Below are 16,882 nucleotides of genomic sequence, written 5' to 3' on the forward strand. Positions count from 1 at the left end.
TTTCCTTTCCCCCACCAAGGCGGAACACCCATGGACGTCGCTTCCCTCCTCGACCGGAACGGCCTGGACCGTACCATCCAGGCGATCATCGAAATCCTCACCACCTACGGCCTCTCGGTGCTCGGCGCCACCGCCATCCTCATCCTCGGCTGGGTGGCGGCGGGCTGGCTGTCGCACATGACGGCGCGCAGCCTCGGCCGCATCGGCCGCATCGACGACATGCTGCGCGGCTTCCTCGCCAGCATGGTGCGCTATTTCGTCATCGCACTCACCATCATCGCGGTGCTCAGCCAGTTCGGGGTGCAGACCACCAGCCTGGTCGCGGTTCTCGGCGCCGCCGGCCTCGCCATCGGCCTGGCGCTGCAGGGCACGCTGGCCAGCCTCGCGGGCGGGGCGATGCTGCTGCTGTTCCGTCCGTTCAAGGCCGGCGACTTCATCGAAGGCGGCGGCCACATGGGCACGGTGAAGGCGCTCACCCTCTTCACCACCGAACTCGCCACGCCCGACAACGTGCGCATCGTGGTGCCCAATGCCGATCTCTGGGGCAAGGCGATCAAGAACTACAGCGCCAACCCGACGCGCCGCATGGACATCGTCATCGGGCTCTCCTACGCCGACGATATCGACGCGGCGCTTGCGGTGTGCCGCGAGGTCGCCGCGGCGGACACCCGCATCCTCGCCGACCCCGCGCCGCAGGCCTTCGTCGCCGAACTGGCCGACAGCTCGGTGAACATCGGCCTGCGCATCTGGTGCGACGCCGCGGTCTATTGGGACGTGCGCTGGGATGCCACCAAGGCGCTGAAACAGGCCTTCGACCGCTCCGGCCTCACCATCCCCTTCCCGCAGCGCGACGTGCACATCATCCCGCCGCAGGAAGGCTGAGGCCAAAACCGAAGCGCCCCGGAGGGAAACCCTCCAGGGCGTTTTTTTCCACAGACCGGCTCAGCCGAGAGGCTTGATGCGGCGGTACACCGAGTGGCTGACGTAGTCCTTCTCCGGGCCGCAGACGGTGTAGGTGATGGAGAACTCGTCCTCGGTGTCGAAGCAGAACATCGCCTTGTAGGTGTCCTTGAGGCAGTAGTGGGTATCGCCGGAGCAGAGCGGCCAGTCGGCCTCCGGGTCGGAGGGGAAGAGGATATCGACGAAGTGCTCGCCGGTGTTGGGGCCGTCGGCGAACAGCACCTCGATGCCGTCCTCGTGCAGACGGTAGGTGTGGCGGCGCTCGCCGAGCATGGTGGCGCCGTCGTTGAGGGTGAGGGTGCCCTCCTCGGCATAGGCCATGGTCGCATCGCCGGTGGAGAGGAAGCTTGCGGTGCCGGAGAAACTGCCCTTCGGGCGGATGTCCCGCTCGATCATCCAGTTGCCCAGAAGCAGCGCGAACACGCGATCGGCCAGCGGCGGCTTGTTGACGGCTTTCGGCGGTTTTTTCGCCGCCGGTTTGGTCGTCGAGGTCTTGGCTTGCGTCATGTCGCACCATCCAGAAGGGGAGCCGGAGTCGAAGCGATGGTCCGCCGCGCCAGCTCCGGCTTGGCGTGCGGGCCACGCAGCCGGAATTGGGCGGAAACCACCGGCGCCTCGGCCAGCCGGGGCGCCAGATCCGCGACCTCCGGGCCCTCGGGGTAGACCCCGATCTCCCGGGCGAGGCCATCGGCCAGGCGCACGTAGTCCCCATGCGGAAACTGCGGACGCGGGCGGCGGTTGCGGATAGTCCGCTCTATTTCGACACCCGCAGCCATCTGTGCAAGAGCAGGCGGCGGAATTTCTCCGGAAACCACGCGGGCGATCCAACGGCCGTGCAGTTCCATGATCGGGAAGTACGGGCCGCGGTAGTACCCGGCGAAAAAGAGCCCCGGCAGCTTCGGGTGGAACACCTGCTTGTGGGTGAGGATCGGCTGCAACTGGTCGCCGGGGTCGAATTCCAGGGTGGCCTGCACGTCGGGGCAGAGGAAGGGCAGCGCCGAGGCGTAGCCGGTGCACATCACCACCGCGTCGAGGTCGGCGCGCGAGCCGTCGGCATAGAGGACCCCCTTCTCGTCGAAGGCGAAGGCGCGGGAGCGCTTTGCCTTCACCCGGCCGCTCGCCACCAGGGGGAGGAAGTCGTCGGAGGTGACCACGGTCAAGGGCGCGGTGGCGAGGTCGTCGAAGGCGAGGTCGGCGCAAGCCTCGCCCGGATCGCCGCCGATCTGGCGCAGGTATTCGCGCGGACGGGTCTGCAACGGGTTGTCGGGCCGCCGGGTGTAGAACACCAGATCGGCGGGATAGCGCGGCGCGCCCTCCCACGGCGAGATCCAGCGCGGCACGAACCACATCGGGTTGCGCAGGCCGACCGTCACCTCCTGCGCCACCTCCTGCAACTGGCCCGCGATCTCGGTGCCGGAGAATGCGGCGCCGACGATCAGCACCCGCTTGCCGCCGAAGTTGCGGCGGTTGACCTCATCGGAATAGCAGTCGGCGGCGTGATAGATCTTGCCCTGGAAGGCGTTCAGCCCCTCGAACGGCGGCACGTGCGGGCGGGTGAACACGCCGGTGGCCACCACCACGTTATCGAAGGCCAGGGTCTCCCGCTTCGCGCCGTCGAAGACGGTGACGCGCCAGCCCTGCGCGCCCGCGGGCTCCACGTATTCCACCACGGTGGAGAGGCGCAGGCGCGGCAGCAGGCCGAAGGCGCGCACATAGCCGCGCAGATAGTCGATGATCGAGCGCCGCATCGGGAAGATGTCGGTGCCCGCGGGCCAGGGATAATCGGAAAAGGCGCAGCTGTAGTGCGACAGGTTGGTGCGCGCGTAGGAGGACCACGCGCCGCGCCCCGGCCCGCCCCACATGCCGCCGATATCCGGCGCGGCGTCGAACACCACCGGGGCGACCCCGTGTTCGGCCAACGCCTTGGCCGTGGCGAGACCGCTCGGGCCGCTTCCGATGACTGCGACGGTCGGCATGGCATCCTCTCGAAATCGACGGTGGGAGGGGTCGGCCTGCCCGGCAGAGGTCACGCGCCGGTCATATTATGACAATCGGCATAAAGTAGGGGGTTTTCAAGCCCCCCAAGGAGTTGAAAGCAAAGACGAAACCGAGTCGCGCCGTTCACTCGCGGATATTCGCGGCGCGCGCGGGTCACCCCGCCGCCTGCGGCCGCCAATCCGGAATCCACGCGGGATCGGGCAGGCGGCCGTCGCCGAGGTTGCGGATCACCGCCCGCCCCATGTCGAGGATCGCCTCGTGGGTGCTGGCGCCGATGTGGGTGCTGGGCAGGAAGCCGGGCAAGGCCAGCAGTTCGCGGTCCGGCCAGGGTTCGTCCACGAACACGTCCGCCGCCGCGCCCGCGATCGCGCCGTGCGCCAGGGCATTCTTCAGCGCCGCCTCATCGACGATGCCGCCGCGCGCCAGATTGACCAGCACCGCGGCGGGCTTCATCAGCCGCAACTCCCGCGCGCCGATCAGCCCGCAGGTGGCGGGGGTGAGCGGCAGGTGCAGGCTCACCACGTCGGCCTCGGCCAGCAGTTCGGCAAGGCCGACGGCGCGGATGCCGTGCGCCGCATAGAAATCCGGATAATCGCGGATGTCGTGGACCAGCAGGCGGCAGCCGAACGGCGCAAGCAGGCCCACGAGATCCTGGCCGATGTGGCCGCAGCCGACGATGCCCACGGTCTTGCCGGAGAGCGTGTGCCCCACCTGACGCCGCCACACCCCGCCGCGCAGGTCGGCGTTGACCGCCTGCACCCTGCGCAGGGCGGCGAGGATGTAGCAGAGGGCGAGTTCCGACACCGAACGCTTGTTCACCCCCGGCGTCCAGCCGAGCAGCACGCCGCGGCGCGCCATCGCGTCGAGGTCCAGGGTGTCCAGCCCGACGCCGATCTTGGCGATGAGCCTGAGTTCCGGCACCGCCGCGAGCACCGCGTCGGTGAACTTCTCGGTGCCGGCCACCGCACGGCCATGGCCGCGCAGAAAGGCGATCAGTTCCTCCCCCGCGAGGTCGCGCAGGCCGTCGTTGAAATCGGCGTCGGGGTAGACGGCGAGAAGCTCGGCGCGCAACTCGGGGATGCGGGTGAAATGGGGCGCGCAGACGGCGATGCGGCTCATGGCGGGGACACCTCTTCCGCGGCGCCACGGCGGCGCCGTGCGACAGTGGTAGAACACCGCGGCCGGTTTGTGTAGCGATTCCTCGGCGTCGGCGCGGCGGCCCGCGTCAGCTCCGCATGACGCTCTGCACATCGGAGGTGGTGATCGTCCGCCCGAGGATGCGGCTCGACACCTTGGCGGCGGCGGACAGCACCGCGTTGGCCGCCTTGAGGCCGGAAAGACCCTTTTCCCTGGCCGCCAGGGAAGCCTCGGCATAAGCGCGGCGAATGATGATTTCTGCGTCGTCCGTCATTTCCAGCCCCCCGAACCGTCAGCGCACAGCCGCGCGCCGTCTATCTAGGACGGGCCGCCCGGACCGGACAAGCCGTTCTAAAATATTTCATATCCGTGCCGGAGGCATAGTCCGCGGCGGCAACGCCCCGACACAGGTTCGAGGCCCGGCTTCCTCTCGGAAACCGGGCCTCGGCGGGGTCTGGAGATATCTTTCCGGGGGCAGCCGGTCCGAAGCTCCGGAAGGGATCACCCGCGTCTTTTCATGAAGTAGAGAAGAACGAAAGACAGGAGGATCAGCCCCGCGCTGATCGGGGTGGAGATGAACACCAGGGGGTTCAGATCTTCGCCCACCAGCGCCCTGCGCATGTTCGGCTCGATGATCGGCCCGAGGATCAACCCCAGGACTATGGGCGCCACGGGAAAGCCCAGCTTGACCAGGAGATAGCCGCAAGAGCCGAGAACCACCACCATCATCGCGTCGAAGAAGGACGTGTTCACGGCATAGCCGCCGGTGATGCAGAGCACCGCGACGATCGGCATCAGCACCTGGAACGGGATCTTCAGGATGTAGGGGAAATACTTGCTGCCCAGGAGGCCCATGGCCAGCATCACCATATTGGCCACCAGCAGAATGATCAGCAGCTGGGCCACGATGTCGTAGTGCTCCACCATCAGCATCGGGCCGGGGGTGATCCCCTGGATCATCAATGCGCCCAGAAGCACCGCCGTCACCGTGTCGCCGGGCACGCCGAGGGTCAAAAGCGGAATCAGCGCACCGCCGGTCACCGCGTTGTTGGAGCTTTCGCTGGCGATGATGCCTTCGGGGATGCCGGTGCCGAAGAGCTCCGGATGCTTGGAGGTTCTCTTCGCCTCGTTGTAGGACATCCAGGAGGCGATGGTCGGGCCGGTGCCGGGAATGGCGCCGACGACGATGCCGATGACGATCGATTTGATCAGCAGATACTTGTAGGTGATGTAGTCTTTCAACGGCGGCAGGGCCCGCTTCACCTGACAGATGATCTCCTCCCCGGTGCTGACGCCGATCATCTCCGCCTTGGCCAGCACCTCGGTGATGGCGAAGAGGCCGACCAGCGCCGGAATCAGGGCGATGCCGCCCATCAGGTTGAGGTTGCCGAAGGTGAACCGCGGCAGGCCGTCGATCGGGTCCATGCCGACGGTGCCGAGAACCATGCCGATCGCCGCGCCGGCCACGCCCTTGGCCAGGCATTTGCCGGAAACGCCGGCGATGCAGACCAGCCCCATCACCGCCACCGCGAAGTATTCCGGCGCGCCGAATTGCAGGGCCATGCTGGCGATCAGCGGGGCGAAGATCAAAAGGGCGAACGCGGAGGCGGTGCCCCCGAGCCAGGAGGCGACGATGGAATGCCCCAATGCCTCTCCGGCGCGGCCCTTCTTGGCCATGGGATACCCGTCCATGACGGTGGCCGCGTTGCCGGGCGCGCCGGGCGTGTTGATGAGGATCGCCGGGATACTGCCCGCGTAGAAGCCGCCGCAGTAGACGCCCATGAGGAAGGACAGGGACACGTTCAACGGCATGTAGAAGGTGATCGGGGTAAACAGCGCCACCGCCGTGGTCGCCGTAAGCCCGGGGGCGGCGCCGAAAAGGATGCCGACGATCGTTCCGATCGCGATCCAGGCCAGGCATGTCAGCGACATGACCTGCAAGAAGGCCTCCGGAATGGCCTGAAAGGTCTGGAATTCCATAATTGGTTCTCCTTTCCTCACGCAATCACTGGAACATGCCGAGGTCGGAAAGACCCGGCAGAACGATCATGAATGCCTTGCCGAACAGATAGTAAACACCGAACGCAGTAATAATCGGAACGCTCAGTAGTATCTTCTTTCTACGCACGCCGAACGCGTACATGCAGCACAGCATAAAGGCCATGGTAGAAATAATGAAACCAACGTATTCCATGATGAGCACATAGGCAATCAGGACGCCTACGACGGGCAACAACTTCGGCCAGTTGATGGAGGGGAGAGGAATCTTCTCTTCTCTCTGCAGGCCTTGCCGGATGAGGATGAGCCCGCAAACCAGCATCACCGTGAAACACACATCAGGAAAAAAGGCGCCCGACAGCTTGGATACCTTGAGGTTCTCGATCTGAGCGGCACAAAAGTAGCCAGGCAGCGCGAAAAGGATCAAAAGACCGCCGGAAAAAACGTCCTGGTCTTTGCAGTTCATGATATCCCCTCTTTAAATCTAAGGAACTTCCGGCCGATTGAGTCGGTTCGGCATGGCCGGTCAGCTCAACCATCGTATCGATTTGATTTTCAAAGCGTATCTTCCATCGCAGGGCCGAGAGCGCGCGCCGGTGCTGCAAGAGGCGAATGCGCGACACCATCTCCCGCTCGCCGAGCGGCGGCCTCCCTACCCTGCTTTCAGGCAAGACGATCTTTTCCGCCTCCACGCCTCTTCCTTCCTCCTTTCGGCGGCAAGGAAGAGGCGTGTAGAACCTGATGGCGTTTTACTTCTTGTGCAGACCGATGTCCTTCAGGACCTGCTCATTGACAGCCGCTTCCTTCTTGACCCTGGCGCCAAACTCCGCCGGACCGAGATAGGAGGGGATAAGGAAGAGCTTCTTCCAGGCGCTCTGCACCTTCGGGCTGTCGTAGGTCTTTTTCAGGGCGGCAGCCAAGGCGTTCACGACGTCGTCGGGCGTGGACGCGGGCGCCATCACGCCGTACCAGACGCCGGCTTGCAGGTCATAGCCCTGCTCCTTGAAGGTGGGGGCATCGACCATGTCGATGCGAGCCGGAGAGGTGATGCCGAGAATGCGCAGGGCGCCGGACTTGTGGTGCGGGGCGGCTTCCGTAACGCCGGTCACCGTCGCTTCCACATGGCCGCCCAGCAGGGCCGCAATGGCGGGATTGGCGCCCGCAAACGGCATATGGGTGAGCTTGATGCCGATGTCCTTCATCCAGCCTTCCGTCGTCACATGCTGGATATTGCCGGCGCCCGGGCTGCCGTAACGGATCTTGCCGGGATTTTTCTTGGCGTATTCGACGAATTCCTTCAGATTTTTGAAGGAGGAATCGGCTTTCACGGTCAGGGCCAGCGGAATATCGGTCATCTGCGCCACCGCCCGCAGGGCGGTGTGGTCGTAGCCGACATTCGAGGTATAGGGGGCGATGGTGATGTTGCCGATGGATGCGTTCAAAAGGGTATAGCCGTTGCCTTTCGCCCGCGCCACTTCCGCCGCGCCGATGGCGCCGCCCGCACCGGGCTTGTTCATCACGACAACCGGCTGCTTGAGGATATTCCCCAATTCTTCCGCATACGGACGCGCACTCAAGTCAGAAGAACCGCCGGCAGCGTAGGGCACAATAAGGTTGATCGGCCTAGTGGGAAAGTCTGCGGCCAAAGACTGGCTACCGTAACCAGCGAGCATCGCAAACAAGACTCCACCAGCAAGCATCCGTCCAATGCTTTTGTTAGACTTGATATTTTTCATCTTTCTTTTTCCTCCCCTGTGGGATTAGGGCCTGTTTATGCAGGTTCTTTTTAAACTAGCTCGCATTAACGTACTCTCGTACGCCACCGAGAACAAGCCCTGGTGCGCCTTATAGAAAGCAAAGGCCGTGCCAACGGGTTTCCACAATTTTGCCAAATTATTTGGCGTTATACGGTTGTTTTTGCGGAAAGATTTATGAAAATTCCTCCTCCGGCAAAAACAGAAACTGAACGCTGTCCATTTATTCGTCCAACTTCTGAACAATCGTAATTTCCGCCGGACCTTCCCGCCTCGTCCGAAGCCCCCGGACCGCAAAGCAACGGGGGGCGGCATCCGGCCCGTTTCAGGCCCGCATGCCGCCCCCCCTGCTCGGCCCGCGCCAGGCGGCGCATGGCCCTCTTACAGAATCCTCAGAACGACTTTCCCTTTGCTTTCGCCCCGTTGCAGGATGGCGTGCGCTTCCTCCGCCTGCGCGATCGGAAGAATCTTGTACACGGACGGCTTGATCTCGCCGCGCTCCATCTTGGGCCACACGTTTTCGACCAGCTCTTTGAGAATCCGCACCTTCATTTCGATCGGGCGGTTCCTGAGCATGCTGCCGATGAGGCGGACGCCGCCGGTCAAGAGCGGGCGCAGGCCGACCTCGGTCACCTCGCCCGCAAGGGTGGAGATGAGAATCCACCGCCCGTCCCGCGCCATGTGGGGCAGGCATTTCCCCAGCATTTTCCCGCCGAGGCAATCCATCGCCACATTCACCGGATGTCCCGCCTCTTTTTCGGCGATGAACACCGCCTCGACGTCCTGTTTTGCCGAGTTGATGACGACGTCCGCTTTGAGATGGGCGATTTGCGCAGCGATTTCGTCGCTCAGCACCGAGGTGATCACCCTGGCGCCGAAGGCCTTCGCAAGCGGGATCGCCGCGCTTGCGAGCCCGCTGGCCCCTGCCGGGATGAAGGCGGTCTGCCCCGCCGAAAGGCCGCCCTCGATGAACAGGTTGAGATACGATGTGGCGAAAGCCTCGGGCAAGGCGGACGCCTCTTCCAGCGTCAGGCCCTTGGGGACCGGCATCAGCATATCGGTTTTGACCGAAACGTATTCGGCATATCCGCCGCCGCCGAGCAGGGCGCACACCGCGTCACCGACCTTCCAGCCGCTGTCCTGCGTGTCTTCGCCCAGCCGCACGATCTTGCCCGCGACTTCCAGCCCCATCCATTCCGGGCATCCGGGCGGGGATGGATATTTTCCCTCCCTTTGCAGCAGGTCCGCACGGTTCAACGCGGCGGCGTGAATCTTCACCAACGCCTCGCCGCTGCCGACCTCGGGGTCGGGAACGTCGCTCCACACCAGATCCTTGTTTTCGTTGACGAGTACGGCTTTCATCTTCCGCATGCCTCCAATACTATTTCCTCACGAGCGCTCTGCGCTCACAATCGTATGGGGGTTCTTTTCCGCCGCGCGCCATAGCCGCGGATACGCCATCGTCCTCCACGGGGCCGGTCTTGTCGATCCCGGTTGAGCGGCATGAACTCTTCCATGCCCGCGCGCGCGTTTTTGTTCTTCCCATGAAGGAGGCATGGAGCAACTTTCATGCCGCCGTTTCCCGGCGCGCTTTTCCGCAAGAGTCGCGCCTGTTCCCGCCCTCCGGCGTTCATGGAACGCAACGCCATGAAAATTCCGTTCATTTATTAAACAGCGGCGGGCTCAGCTGATCCCCATGATCACCAGCCACACCGGAATGGTGATCGCCGCCGCGGCGGTGGACACGGTGATGATGTCGCTGACGTAATCCCCCTCCATGCCCATGCCCTCGGCGAGAATGAAAGTGTTGATCGCGGTGGGCATGGCGCAGAGCAGCACGGCGGCGCGCGCAAGCTCGTCCTGGACCGGCCAGATGGCGAAACACAGCAGCGAAACGGCGGGGTGGACGAACAGCTTGATCAGCACGTCGGGCCAGGTCCGCCGCAACGCGCCGGGCAGGTTCGAGAATTCGATGCCGAGCCCCAGCGAGAAGAGCGCGAGGCCGACCGCCATCTTGCCGACCATGTCCATCGAGATCAGCAGCGTATCGTGCACGGGAATGTTCAACAGGGCGAACAGCAGGCCGAGAATGCAGGAAGAGACCAGCGGATTCTTGGCGAGGCGGCCCAGGGTCCGTATCGCGGCCTTCAGCGACAAGCCGCCGGAGAGAACCGCCTCGCCCCACATCGTGGTCAGGAGGTTGTATCCGGGAAGCATCACCGCGATGTAGATCGAGGCCGCCGCCTGCCCGGACTCCCCCATCGCCAGAAAAACCGCGGGCAGGCCGAGGTAGACGTTGTTCGCACGCACCGCGGACATCGCGCACAGCGCGAGACGCCGTCTATCGCCGGAGCGCCTCGCCCAGGCGACGGCAAGGGCGAAGGCGGGAACCAGGAAGAACGGCAGATACGTCGCCAGGAGCATGTTCCACCCCTTCGGCAGGACGTTGCCGGAAAGATACATGCTGCGGAACAGGAGGCAGGGAAGGACGACCCAATAGAGCAGGCTCGTCATCCTCTCCCGGTCCTTGCCGTTCAGGAATCCGCCGCGCTTGAGGGCGGCCCCGAGGAGGACGATCAAGACAAGCGGCGCGACGATTCTCAAGCCATTCCACATGTCGGTTCCTCGGGCGGGAAAAGTGGGGGGGAGGGTCGGCATCCGCCTCCCCTGCGGCGGGGAGGCGGATGGAAGAAGCGGAAAGCGCGGAACCTCGGGGGCGATTCCGCGCTTTCGCGCCGCCGCGGGTCAAACCATCATCGCGCCGCACGACGGCGAAACGGCAAACGAAAACTCCGTGATGCTGCGCAGTTCGTCGAGCGTGATGTCCGGCGCGAAGTCCTGCAACTCGGGGCTGCCCCCGGCGAACGAAAAGACCGCGAACTCCGTCACCAGAACATCGACCTCCGCGAAGCCGGTGATCGGCAGCGTGCAGGTCTTGAGCAGCCTGGACTTGCCCTTGACGGTGTGCCCCATCGCCACGATCACCTCGTTCGCGCCCACCACCAGGTCCATGGCGCCGCCGACGCCCAGTTGCTTGCCGTTGGGGATGATCCAGTTGGCGATGTTGCCGTCCTGGTCCACCTCCAGGGCGCCGAGAACCGTGATGTCCACATGCCCGCCGCGGATCAGGCCGAACGACAGGGTGCTGTCGGTATAAAAGCAGCCCGGCGCCTCGCAGATCGGCTGGCGCCCCGCGTTGATCAGCATCGGATGCGCCTGCTCCTCCGTCGCGAGCGCGCCGATGCCGACGATGCCGTTCTCGGCGTGGAGGTAGACGTTCTTGTTGGTGATGAAGTTCGCCACCAGGCTCGGAATGCCGATGCCGAGGTTCACCAGGCAGGTGTCCGTCGTGGCGTTGATGATTTTCGCGACGTTCCGGGCGATGCGGTTCGACACCGCGTCCTTGGACAGTTCCGGGATCATAGCGCGCTCTCCTTGACGATCGCCTGCACGAAGACATGAGGCGTCACGACGCACTCGGGATCCAGCTCGCCCGGCTCGACGATTTCGTCCACCAGGGCGACCGTGTAGCGCGCCCCCATCGCCATCGGAGGATTGAAGTTCCGCGCCGTCTTGCAATACACGAGGTTGCCGATGCGGTCCGCCTTGTAGGCCTGGATCAGCGCGATGTCGGCGTGGATCGCCCGCTCCATCACATAGGTGCGGCCGTCGAACTCCCGCGTCTCCTTGCCTTCGCCGAGTTCCGTCCCGGCGGAGGCCAGCGCGTAATAGGCCGGGATTCCATACCCCGCCGCCCGGATCGACTCCGCGAGCGTTCCCTGCGGAACGAGTTCCACGTCGATCTCGCCCTTCTGGAAGGCGTTCACCACTTCCTCGTTCCATGTGTAATAGGTGCCGATCAGGCGCTTGACCTGCTTGTTGCGGAGAAGCTTGCCCAAACCGATGCCCGGGCTGCCGAGATCGTTGGAAATGATCGTCAGCTCGCGCGCGCCGTTCGCCACCAACGCGTCGATCAGCGTATTCGGCGTGCCGCGCATGCCGAAACCGCCGACCATGACGCTCTGTCCGTCCACGACGCACGCCAACGCCTCCGCGGCGCTTTTGATTTTATCGATTCTCTCCATCAGCGTTCCTCCTGCTCAAAAACGGCAGTCCCGGAAGCTTCGGAACCCGCTGCACGCCCGCAGGGCGCTACCGGACAGTCATGCCAGAACAAAGCTTGTCTCCGTGGTCGCCTGGATCACCGGAACCCAGGGGACGCGCCCCCGGATTCCGGGTCGGGCCGGAATAACGGAATTCCACAAAGTCGCTTTGATTCACGCTGACTGACTGCAACAACAATACAACACGGCGATAATACTACCGTACGACTGCAAAAGCGGCTCCGTCACTCCGAATACTATTTTCGTTTTTATAAGATTTACTTTTATACCTTGATGATGAAACTCTCACTCTCTCCGACGCCGCCGCAGATCGTGCACAACCCATAGCCGCCGCCGCGCCGCCGCAACTCGTAGGCCAGGGTCATCAACAGACGCGCGCCGCTGGCGCCGGTGGGGTGCCCGATGGCGATCGCGCCGCCGTTGACGTTGGTCTTTTCCCGGATCGCCGCGATGCGGGCCGCGTCGTTCTCGCCCAGCAGGATCGTCGAAACCAGCGGCATGGCGGCGAACGCCTCGTTGATCTCGATGACGTCCATCTGCTCGATGGTCATGCTGGCCTTCTTCAGCGCCCGCTGCGCGGCATAGGCGGGAATGCTGGCGATCCCCTTCGGATGCTCGGAGGCCTGGGCGTGCGAGACGATCGTCGCCAACGGCTTGATGCCGCGCTTCTTCGCCTCGTCCTCGCTCATCAGCAGCACCTGGGCCGCGCCGGTGCTCAGGCCGGGCGCGTTCCCCGCGGTGACGGTCGGGCTCTTGTTGACCGTCTTGAGCTTCGCCAGCCCTTCCAGGGTGGTGCCGGGACGCGGCGACTGGTCGTCCTTGAGGAGAAGGGGCTCGCCCTTGCTCTGGGGAATCTCGATCGGAACGATCTCGTCCTCGAACTTCCCGGCCTTGAACGCCTGGTCATAGAGCTGCTGGCTGCGGTAGCCCCATTCGTCCTGCATTTCGCGCGTCACGCCGTATTCGAGCGCCACTTCGCCCGCCTGCTTGGCGCGCGGCTCGCCGGTGTAGGGGCACGAAACGTAGAGGATGTCCTTCAGCACCACCTCGCCGAGCCGCTTGCCCCAGCGCATGGTTTCCAGGAAGTACGGCACGTTGCTCATGTTCTCCGAGCCGCCGCCGACGGTGACCTCCGCATCGCCGACCATGATCGCGCGCATCGCCATGGCGATGGCGACCATCGACGAGCAGCAGGCGCGGTCCGTCGTGGTGGCGTTGATGGTGACCGGCAGTCCGCCGGCGAGCGCCGCCTGGCGGGCGATGGAACGGTTCGAGGTCGGCATGTTGATGCCGAGGTAATATTCCTCGATGTCTTCCGGCTTCACGGCGTTGCGCTCGAGCAACTTCCTGGTGACGTGCGCGGCAAGCTGGACCGTGTTCAGATCCTTCATCACGCCGCCGAACTTATCGAACGGGGTACGCACCCCATCGACGATAACTACCTTCCTACTCATCTCAGCTTCTCCTTATCAAATACCTTGCCGCTCAGATCGCCTTCGCGTCGTGAAGCGCTTTTATTTTTGCGGAATCGTAGCCGATCGACGCCAAGACCTCGTCGGTGTCGGCGCCCAGCCCGGGAAGCGGGGCGTAAGCGGTTTCGTGCTCTTCCATCTTGATCGGGTTGCCGATCAGCGTGAGCTTGCCGACGATCGGGTCGGGCACCGTCACGCGCAGGTCGCGCTTGGCGATGTGCGGGCACTTCGCCACCTCTTCCGAGGTCTGGATCGGACCGCAGGGCAGGCCCTGGGCCATCAGGAGGTCGCAGATCTCCAGCTTGGTCTTGTCCTTCATCCACGCGTTCATGATCGGGCGGATGACGTGCATGTTGGCGCCGCGGCCGGGGCCGGACTGCAGGTCCGGATTCTCCAAGAGGTCGAGGCGCTCGATCGCGGTCAGGAACTTCTTCCACATCGCTTCGGTGGGAACGATGATCGCCACGTAGCCGTCCTTGCAGGGGAACGGCCCCCACGGCGCGATCAGGGCATCGGGGCCGCGGTTCACCACCTTGCCGGTGAAGTTGTAGATGTTGTGCGAACGCTCGGCCAAGGCGACCATGCAGTCGTACATGGAGACATCCATGTACTCGCCCTTGCCGGTCTTGAGGCGGTTGACGTAGCCCAGCATCGCCGCATACGCCGCGTAGACGCCGGTGCCGGAATCGCCCAGCGCAAAGCCGAGCCAAGTGGGCGCGCCTTCGGGATCGTTGCCGCAGGTGTGCATCTGTCCCGCCATCGCCTGCGCGATGATGTCGTAGGCGAGGCGCTCGCCGTAGGGGCCTTCGTACTTCTTCGAGCGGCCGAAACCGCTGATCGCGACGTAGACCAGCGCGGGGTTGGCTTCCTTCACCTTGTCCCAGGTGAAGCCCAGTTTTTCCATCAGGCCGGGCTTGAGGTTATCGACGACGATATCGACGTTCTTGACCAGGTCCCACAAGACCGCGATGCCTTCCGGCTTCTGCATGTCGAGGGTGACGCTCTTCTTGCTGCGGTTGAAGCGCGCGAAATATCCGCTCTGGACTTCGCCCTTGTCGTTCTTCAACAGGGGCGCCATTTCGCGGGCGGTATCCCCGCCTTTGGGACGCTCGATCTTGATGATCTGCGCGCCCTGATCGGCCAGCATCATCGTGCAGGTCGGACCCGCGACCTGTTGTTCCAACCCAAGCACCCGGACGCCTTTCAGAATCGGTTCCATTGTAGAGATCCTTATTTATACTTCCCGAAACTCTTTTTTGTTCCGCCGATGGAGGCCATCAGAGGTTGAAGGACTTCGTTCCCATCTCGGAGACGATCTCGCCCACGGACCTTTCGGCCACCCGCTCCAAGGTGAAGCTCACGATCTCCCCGAGCTCCGAGCCGGGTCCGAAAACCCGCTCCACGCCGGCGGCGAGCAAGGCGGGAATGTCCTCCTGGGGAATGATGCCGCCGAGCAGGTAGACGACGCCGTCGTCCACGCCGCTTTCCTTGCAGCGCTCGATGACCCGCGGCATCAGGGAGTTGTGGGCGCCCGAAAGCAGGCTCACGCCGACCACGTCCACCTCTTCGCGCTTGGCGATTTCCGCGATTTCCTCAGGCGTCGCCTGCAATCCGGTATAGATGACTTCCGCTCCAGCCTCTTCGAACGCGCGCGCGACGATTTTCGCGCCGCGGTCATGCCCGTCGAGCCCAGGCTTTGAAATAAGCACTTTCACTATGGGTCCTCCCCCGCAATATTGCGGATCAATAGATTTTCAGAGGCGTGTACTTTCCGTACACTTCCTTGAGCACATCGCAGATTTCGCCCATCGTGGCGTAGGCGGAACAGGCCTCGACCATCACGTCGCCCATGTTGTCGTCGTTCTGTGCGGCGCGGCGCACCGCACCCAGCGCACGCTGAACGCGGACGTTGTCGCGGCTCTCCTTGAGCCGGGCCAGTTTCTCGCTCTGCTTTTTGCCGGTTTCGTTCGACAGCTTGAAGGTCGGGATCTCCGGCTCCTTCTCGTCGCGGAACTTGTTGACCCCGACGATGACGCGCTCGCCGTCCTCCACGCTCTTCTGGAAGCGATAGGCGCCGTCCGAGAGATGCCGATGGAAGAAGCCCTCCTCGATGCACTTCACCGCGCCGCCGCGTTTCTCGATTTCGGCGAGGATGTTCCAGATTTCCTCTTCGATCTTGTCGGTCAGCACTTCGCAGGCGTAGGAGCCGCCCATGAGATCCACCGTCTGGGTGATCCCGGACTCGTAGGCGACGATCTGCTGGGTGCGCAGCGCGACGGTGACGGCCTCTTCCGTCGGCAGGGAGAACGCCTCGTCGAACGAGGAGCTGGCGAGCGTCTGGCAGCCGCCGGCGACCGCGGCCATGGTTTCCAGCGTGACGCGCACGATGTTGTTGAGCGGCTGCTCCGCGGTCAGGGCGCTGCCGCTGGTGTAGACGAAAATCTTGAGGCGCTGGGTTTCGGGGTCCTGCGCGCTGTAACGCTCACGCATCAGCTTGGCGAACACCCGCCGCGCCGCACGGAACTTGGCGACCTCTTCGAGGAAGTCCACCTGCGCCGCGAGGAAGAAGTAGATGTTGCGCGCGCAGGCGTCGATATCCACGCCGCGCCCCTTCGCCGCGTCGAGATAGGCGATCATGTTCGACATGGTGAAGGCGATTTCCTGGGCGGCGGTGGCCCCGGCCTCGCGGATGTGGTAGCCGCTGACCGCGATCGGCGTCCAGTTCGGCAGGTGCTTGGCGGCGTATTCGATCACGTCCGCCGAGAGCTTGAGCCCGGCAGACGGCGGGAAGATATAGGTGCCGCGGCAGATGTATTCCTTCAGGCAGTCGTTCTGCAGGAAGAAGCCGATCTTGTTGGGGTCGATGCCGTGCTTGCGCGCGAACGCCACGTAGAACCCCAGCATGATGATCGAGTTGGCGTTGGCCGTGGTGCGGATCTGCCGCACCTTCTCCAGCTGGATGCCCTTGAACAGGGTCTCGATATCCGCCAGCGAATTGACCGCCACCCCGACCTTGCCGACCTCGCCTTCGACGCCCTGGGAATCGGAGTCGATCCCCATCTGCGTCGGCAAATCCAGCGCGATGGAAAAACCGGTCTGTCCCTGTTCGATCAGATAGCGATAGCGCTCGTTCGCTTCCTCAGCCGAAGCAAATCCGGAGTACTGCCCCATGACCCACAGGCTATCACGATACATATTCTCGCGAATGCCCCGGGTAAAAGGATATGCGCCGGGTTTACCCAGTTTCTGATTATAGTCAAAGTCCTCGATATCGCTTGGCCCGTAGTAACTTTTTAGTTCATAACCAGAAAGTGTTTTGTGTTTTTCTCCGGCGCTCATTGCTACTCCTCCGTTTTTTTGTTTTTTCCCATACGAAGGCAATAGAGCAACTTTCATGCCAGTGCTTTCGGGCGCTTTTTCCCACGGAATTTGCTGCTGT

The 16,882-nt window shown here is 63.6% G+C and carries 17 protein-coding genes; 2 read left to right on the forward strand and 15 right to left on the reverse strand.

The genetic code is table 11. The features are described from left to right. Nucleotides 1-30 precede the first annotated feature (30 nt). Nucleotides 31-882, forward strand: coding sequence for a mechanosensitive ion channel family protein (locus O7R11_RS09665; RefSeq protein ID WP_337997303.1), 852 nt, complete (start codon nucleotides 31-33; stop codon nucleotides 880-882). A 60-nt stretch (nucleotides 883-942) separates the two neighbouring features. On the opposite strand, the gene O7R11_RS09670 is transcribed toward O7R11_RS09665, so the two are convergent. The 8 genes from O7R11_RS09670 to O7R11_RS09705 form a co-directional block, all read right to left on the reverse strand. After that, nucleotides 943-1,467, reverse strand: a complete 525-nt coding sequence (locus O7R11_RS09670) for a DUF6314 family protein (RefSeq protein WP_337997304.1) — start codon at nucleotides 1,465-1,467, stop codon at nucleotides 943-945. Further along, a complete protein-coding gene (locus O7R11_RS09675; RefSeq protein ID WP_337997305.1) occupies nucleotides 1,464-2,936 on the reverse strand; it encodes a flavin-containing monooxygenase in 1,473 nt (490 codons plus the stop codon). The genes O7R11_RS09670 and O7R11_RS09675 overlap by 4 nt, the downstream gene beginning before the upstream one ends. 175 nt (nucleotides 2,937-3,111) lie before the next feature. Then, nucleotides 3,112-4,077, reverse strand: coding sequence for a phosphoglycerate dehydrogenase (locus O7R11_RS09680; RefSeq protein ID WP_337997306.1), 966 nt, complete (start codon nucleotides 4,075-4,077; stop codon nucleotides 3,112-3,114). A 106-nt stretch (nucleotides 4,078-4,183) separates the two neighbouring features. Continuing rightward, nucleotides 4,184-4,369: a hypothetical protein gene (locus O7R11_RS09685; RefSeq protein WP_337997307.1), complete on the reverse strand. Its 186-nt coding sequence runs from the start codon at nucleotides 4,367-4,369 to the stop codon at nucleotides 4,184-4,186. A gap of 227 nt (nucleotides 4,370-4,596) precedes the next feature. Then, nucleotides 4,597-6,075 (reverse strand): tripartite tricarboxylate transporter permease, encoded by a 1,479-nt coding sequence (locus O7R11_RS09690; RefSeq protein ID WP_337997308.1) that lies wholly within the window; start codon nucleotides 6,073-6,075, stop codon nucleotides 4,597-4,599. 25 nt (nucleotides 6,076-6,100) lie between these two features. Further along, nucleotides 6,101-6,559 (reverse strand): tripartite tricarboxylate transporter TctB family protein, encoded by a 459-nt coding sequence (locus O7R11_RS09695; protein ID WP_337997309.1) that lies wholly within the window; start codon nucleotides 6,557-6,559, stop codon nucleotides 6,101-6,103. A 283-nt stretch (nucleotides 6,560-6,842) separates the two neighbouring features. Continuing rightward, nucleotides 6,843-7,829, reverse strand: a complete 987-nt coding sequence (locus O7R11_RS09700) for a Bug family tripartite tricarboxylate transporter substrate binding protein (RefSeq protein WP_337997310.1) — start codon at nucleotides 7,827-7,829, stop codon at nucleotides 6,843-6,845. A 399-nt stretch (nucleotides 7,830-8,228) separates the two neighbouring features. Then, nucleotides 8,229-9,209, reverse strand: a complete 981-nt coding sequence (locus tag O7R11_RS09705; RefSeq protein WP_337997311.1) for an NAD(P)H-quinone oxidoreductase — start codon at nucleotides 9,207-9,209, stop codon at nucleotides 8,229-8,231. 119 nt (nucleotides 9,210-9,328) lie between these two features. On the opposite strand from O7R11_RS09705, the gene O7R11_RS09710 reads away from it, so the two are divergent. Next, nucleotides 9,329-9,538, forward strand: coding sequence for a hypothetical protein (locus O7R11_RS09710; RefSeq protein ID WP_337997312.1), 210 nt, complete (start codon nucleotides 9,329-9,331; stop codon nucleotides 9,536-9,538). On the opposite strand, the gene O7R11_RS09715 is transcribed toward O7R11_RS09710, so the two are convergent. From O7R11_RS09715 to O7R11_RS09745, 7 genes are all read right to left on the reverse strand, one after another. After that, nucleotides 9,531-10,463 carry an AEC family transporter gene (locus tag O7R11_RS09715; RefSeq protein ID WP_337997313.1) on the reverse strand — a complete coding sequence of 311 codons (933 nt, stop codon included), beginning with the start codon at nucleotides 10,461-10,463 and terminating at the stop codon, nucleotides 9,531-9,533. The genes O7R11_RS09710 and O7R11_RS09715 overlap by 8 nt on opposite strands. A gap of 129 nt (nucleotides 10,464-10,592) precedes the next feature. Then, nucleotides 10,593-11,270, reverse strand: coding sequence for a CoA-transferase (locus O7R11_RS09720; protein WP_337997314.1), 678 nt, complete (start codon nucleotides 11,268-11,270; stop codon nucleotides 10,593-10,595). Continuing rightward, a complete protein-coding gene (locus O7R11_RS09725; RefSeq protein ID WP_337997315.1) occupies nucleotides 11,267-11,932 on the reverse strand; it encodes a CoA transferase subunit A in 666 nt (221 codons plus the stop codon). The genes O7R11_RS09720 and O7R11_RS09725 overlap by 4 nt, the downstream gene beginning before the upstream one ends. Before the next feature lie 302 nt (nucleotides 11,933-12,234). Next, a complete protein-coding gene (locus O7R11_RS09730; RefSeq protein WP_337997316.1) occupies nucleotides 12,235-13,425 on the reverse strand; it encodes a thiolase family protein in 1,191 nt (396 codons plus the stop codon). Between the two features lie 31 nt (nucleotides 13,426-13,456). Further along, nucleotides 13,457-14,662 carry a CaiB/BaiF CoA transferase family protein gene (locus O7R11_RS09735; RefSeq protein WP_337997317.1) on the reverse strand — a complete coding sequence of 402 codons (1,206 nt, stop codon included), beginning with the start codon at nucleotides 14,660-14,662 and terminating at the stop codon, nucleotides 13,457-13,459. A gap of 58 nt (nucleotides 14,663-14,720) precedes the next feature. Further along, the gene (locus O7R11_RS09740) at nucleotides 14,721-15,152 is read right to left on the reverse strand and encodes a cobalamin B12-binding domain-containing protein (RefSeq protein WP_337997318.1); all 432 of its coding nucleotides are present in this window, start codon (nucleotides 15,150-15,152) and stop codon (nucleotides 14,721-14,723) included. 34 nt (nucleotides 15,153-15,186) lie between these two features. Beyond that, entirely contained in the window at nucleotides 15,187-16,839 is a 1,653-nt protein-coding gene (locus O7R11_RS09745; protein WP_337997334.1) for an acyl-CoA mutase large subunit family protein, read from the reverse strand. Nucleotides 16,840-16,882 lie beyond the last annotated feature (43 nt).

Origin of the sequence: Oleispirillum naphthae (assembly GCA_027864655.1) — a bacterium.
In the GTDB taxonomy this organism is placed as follows: Bacteria; Pseudomonadota; Alphaproteobacteria; order Rhodospirillales; family Rhodospirillaceae; genus Oleispirillum; species Oleispirillum naphthae.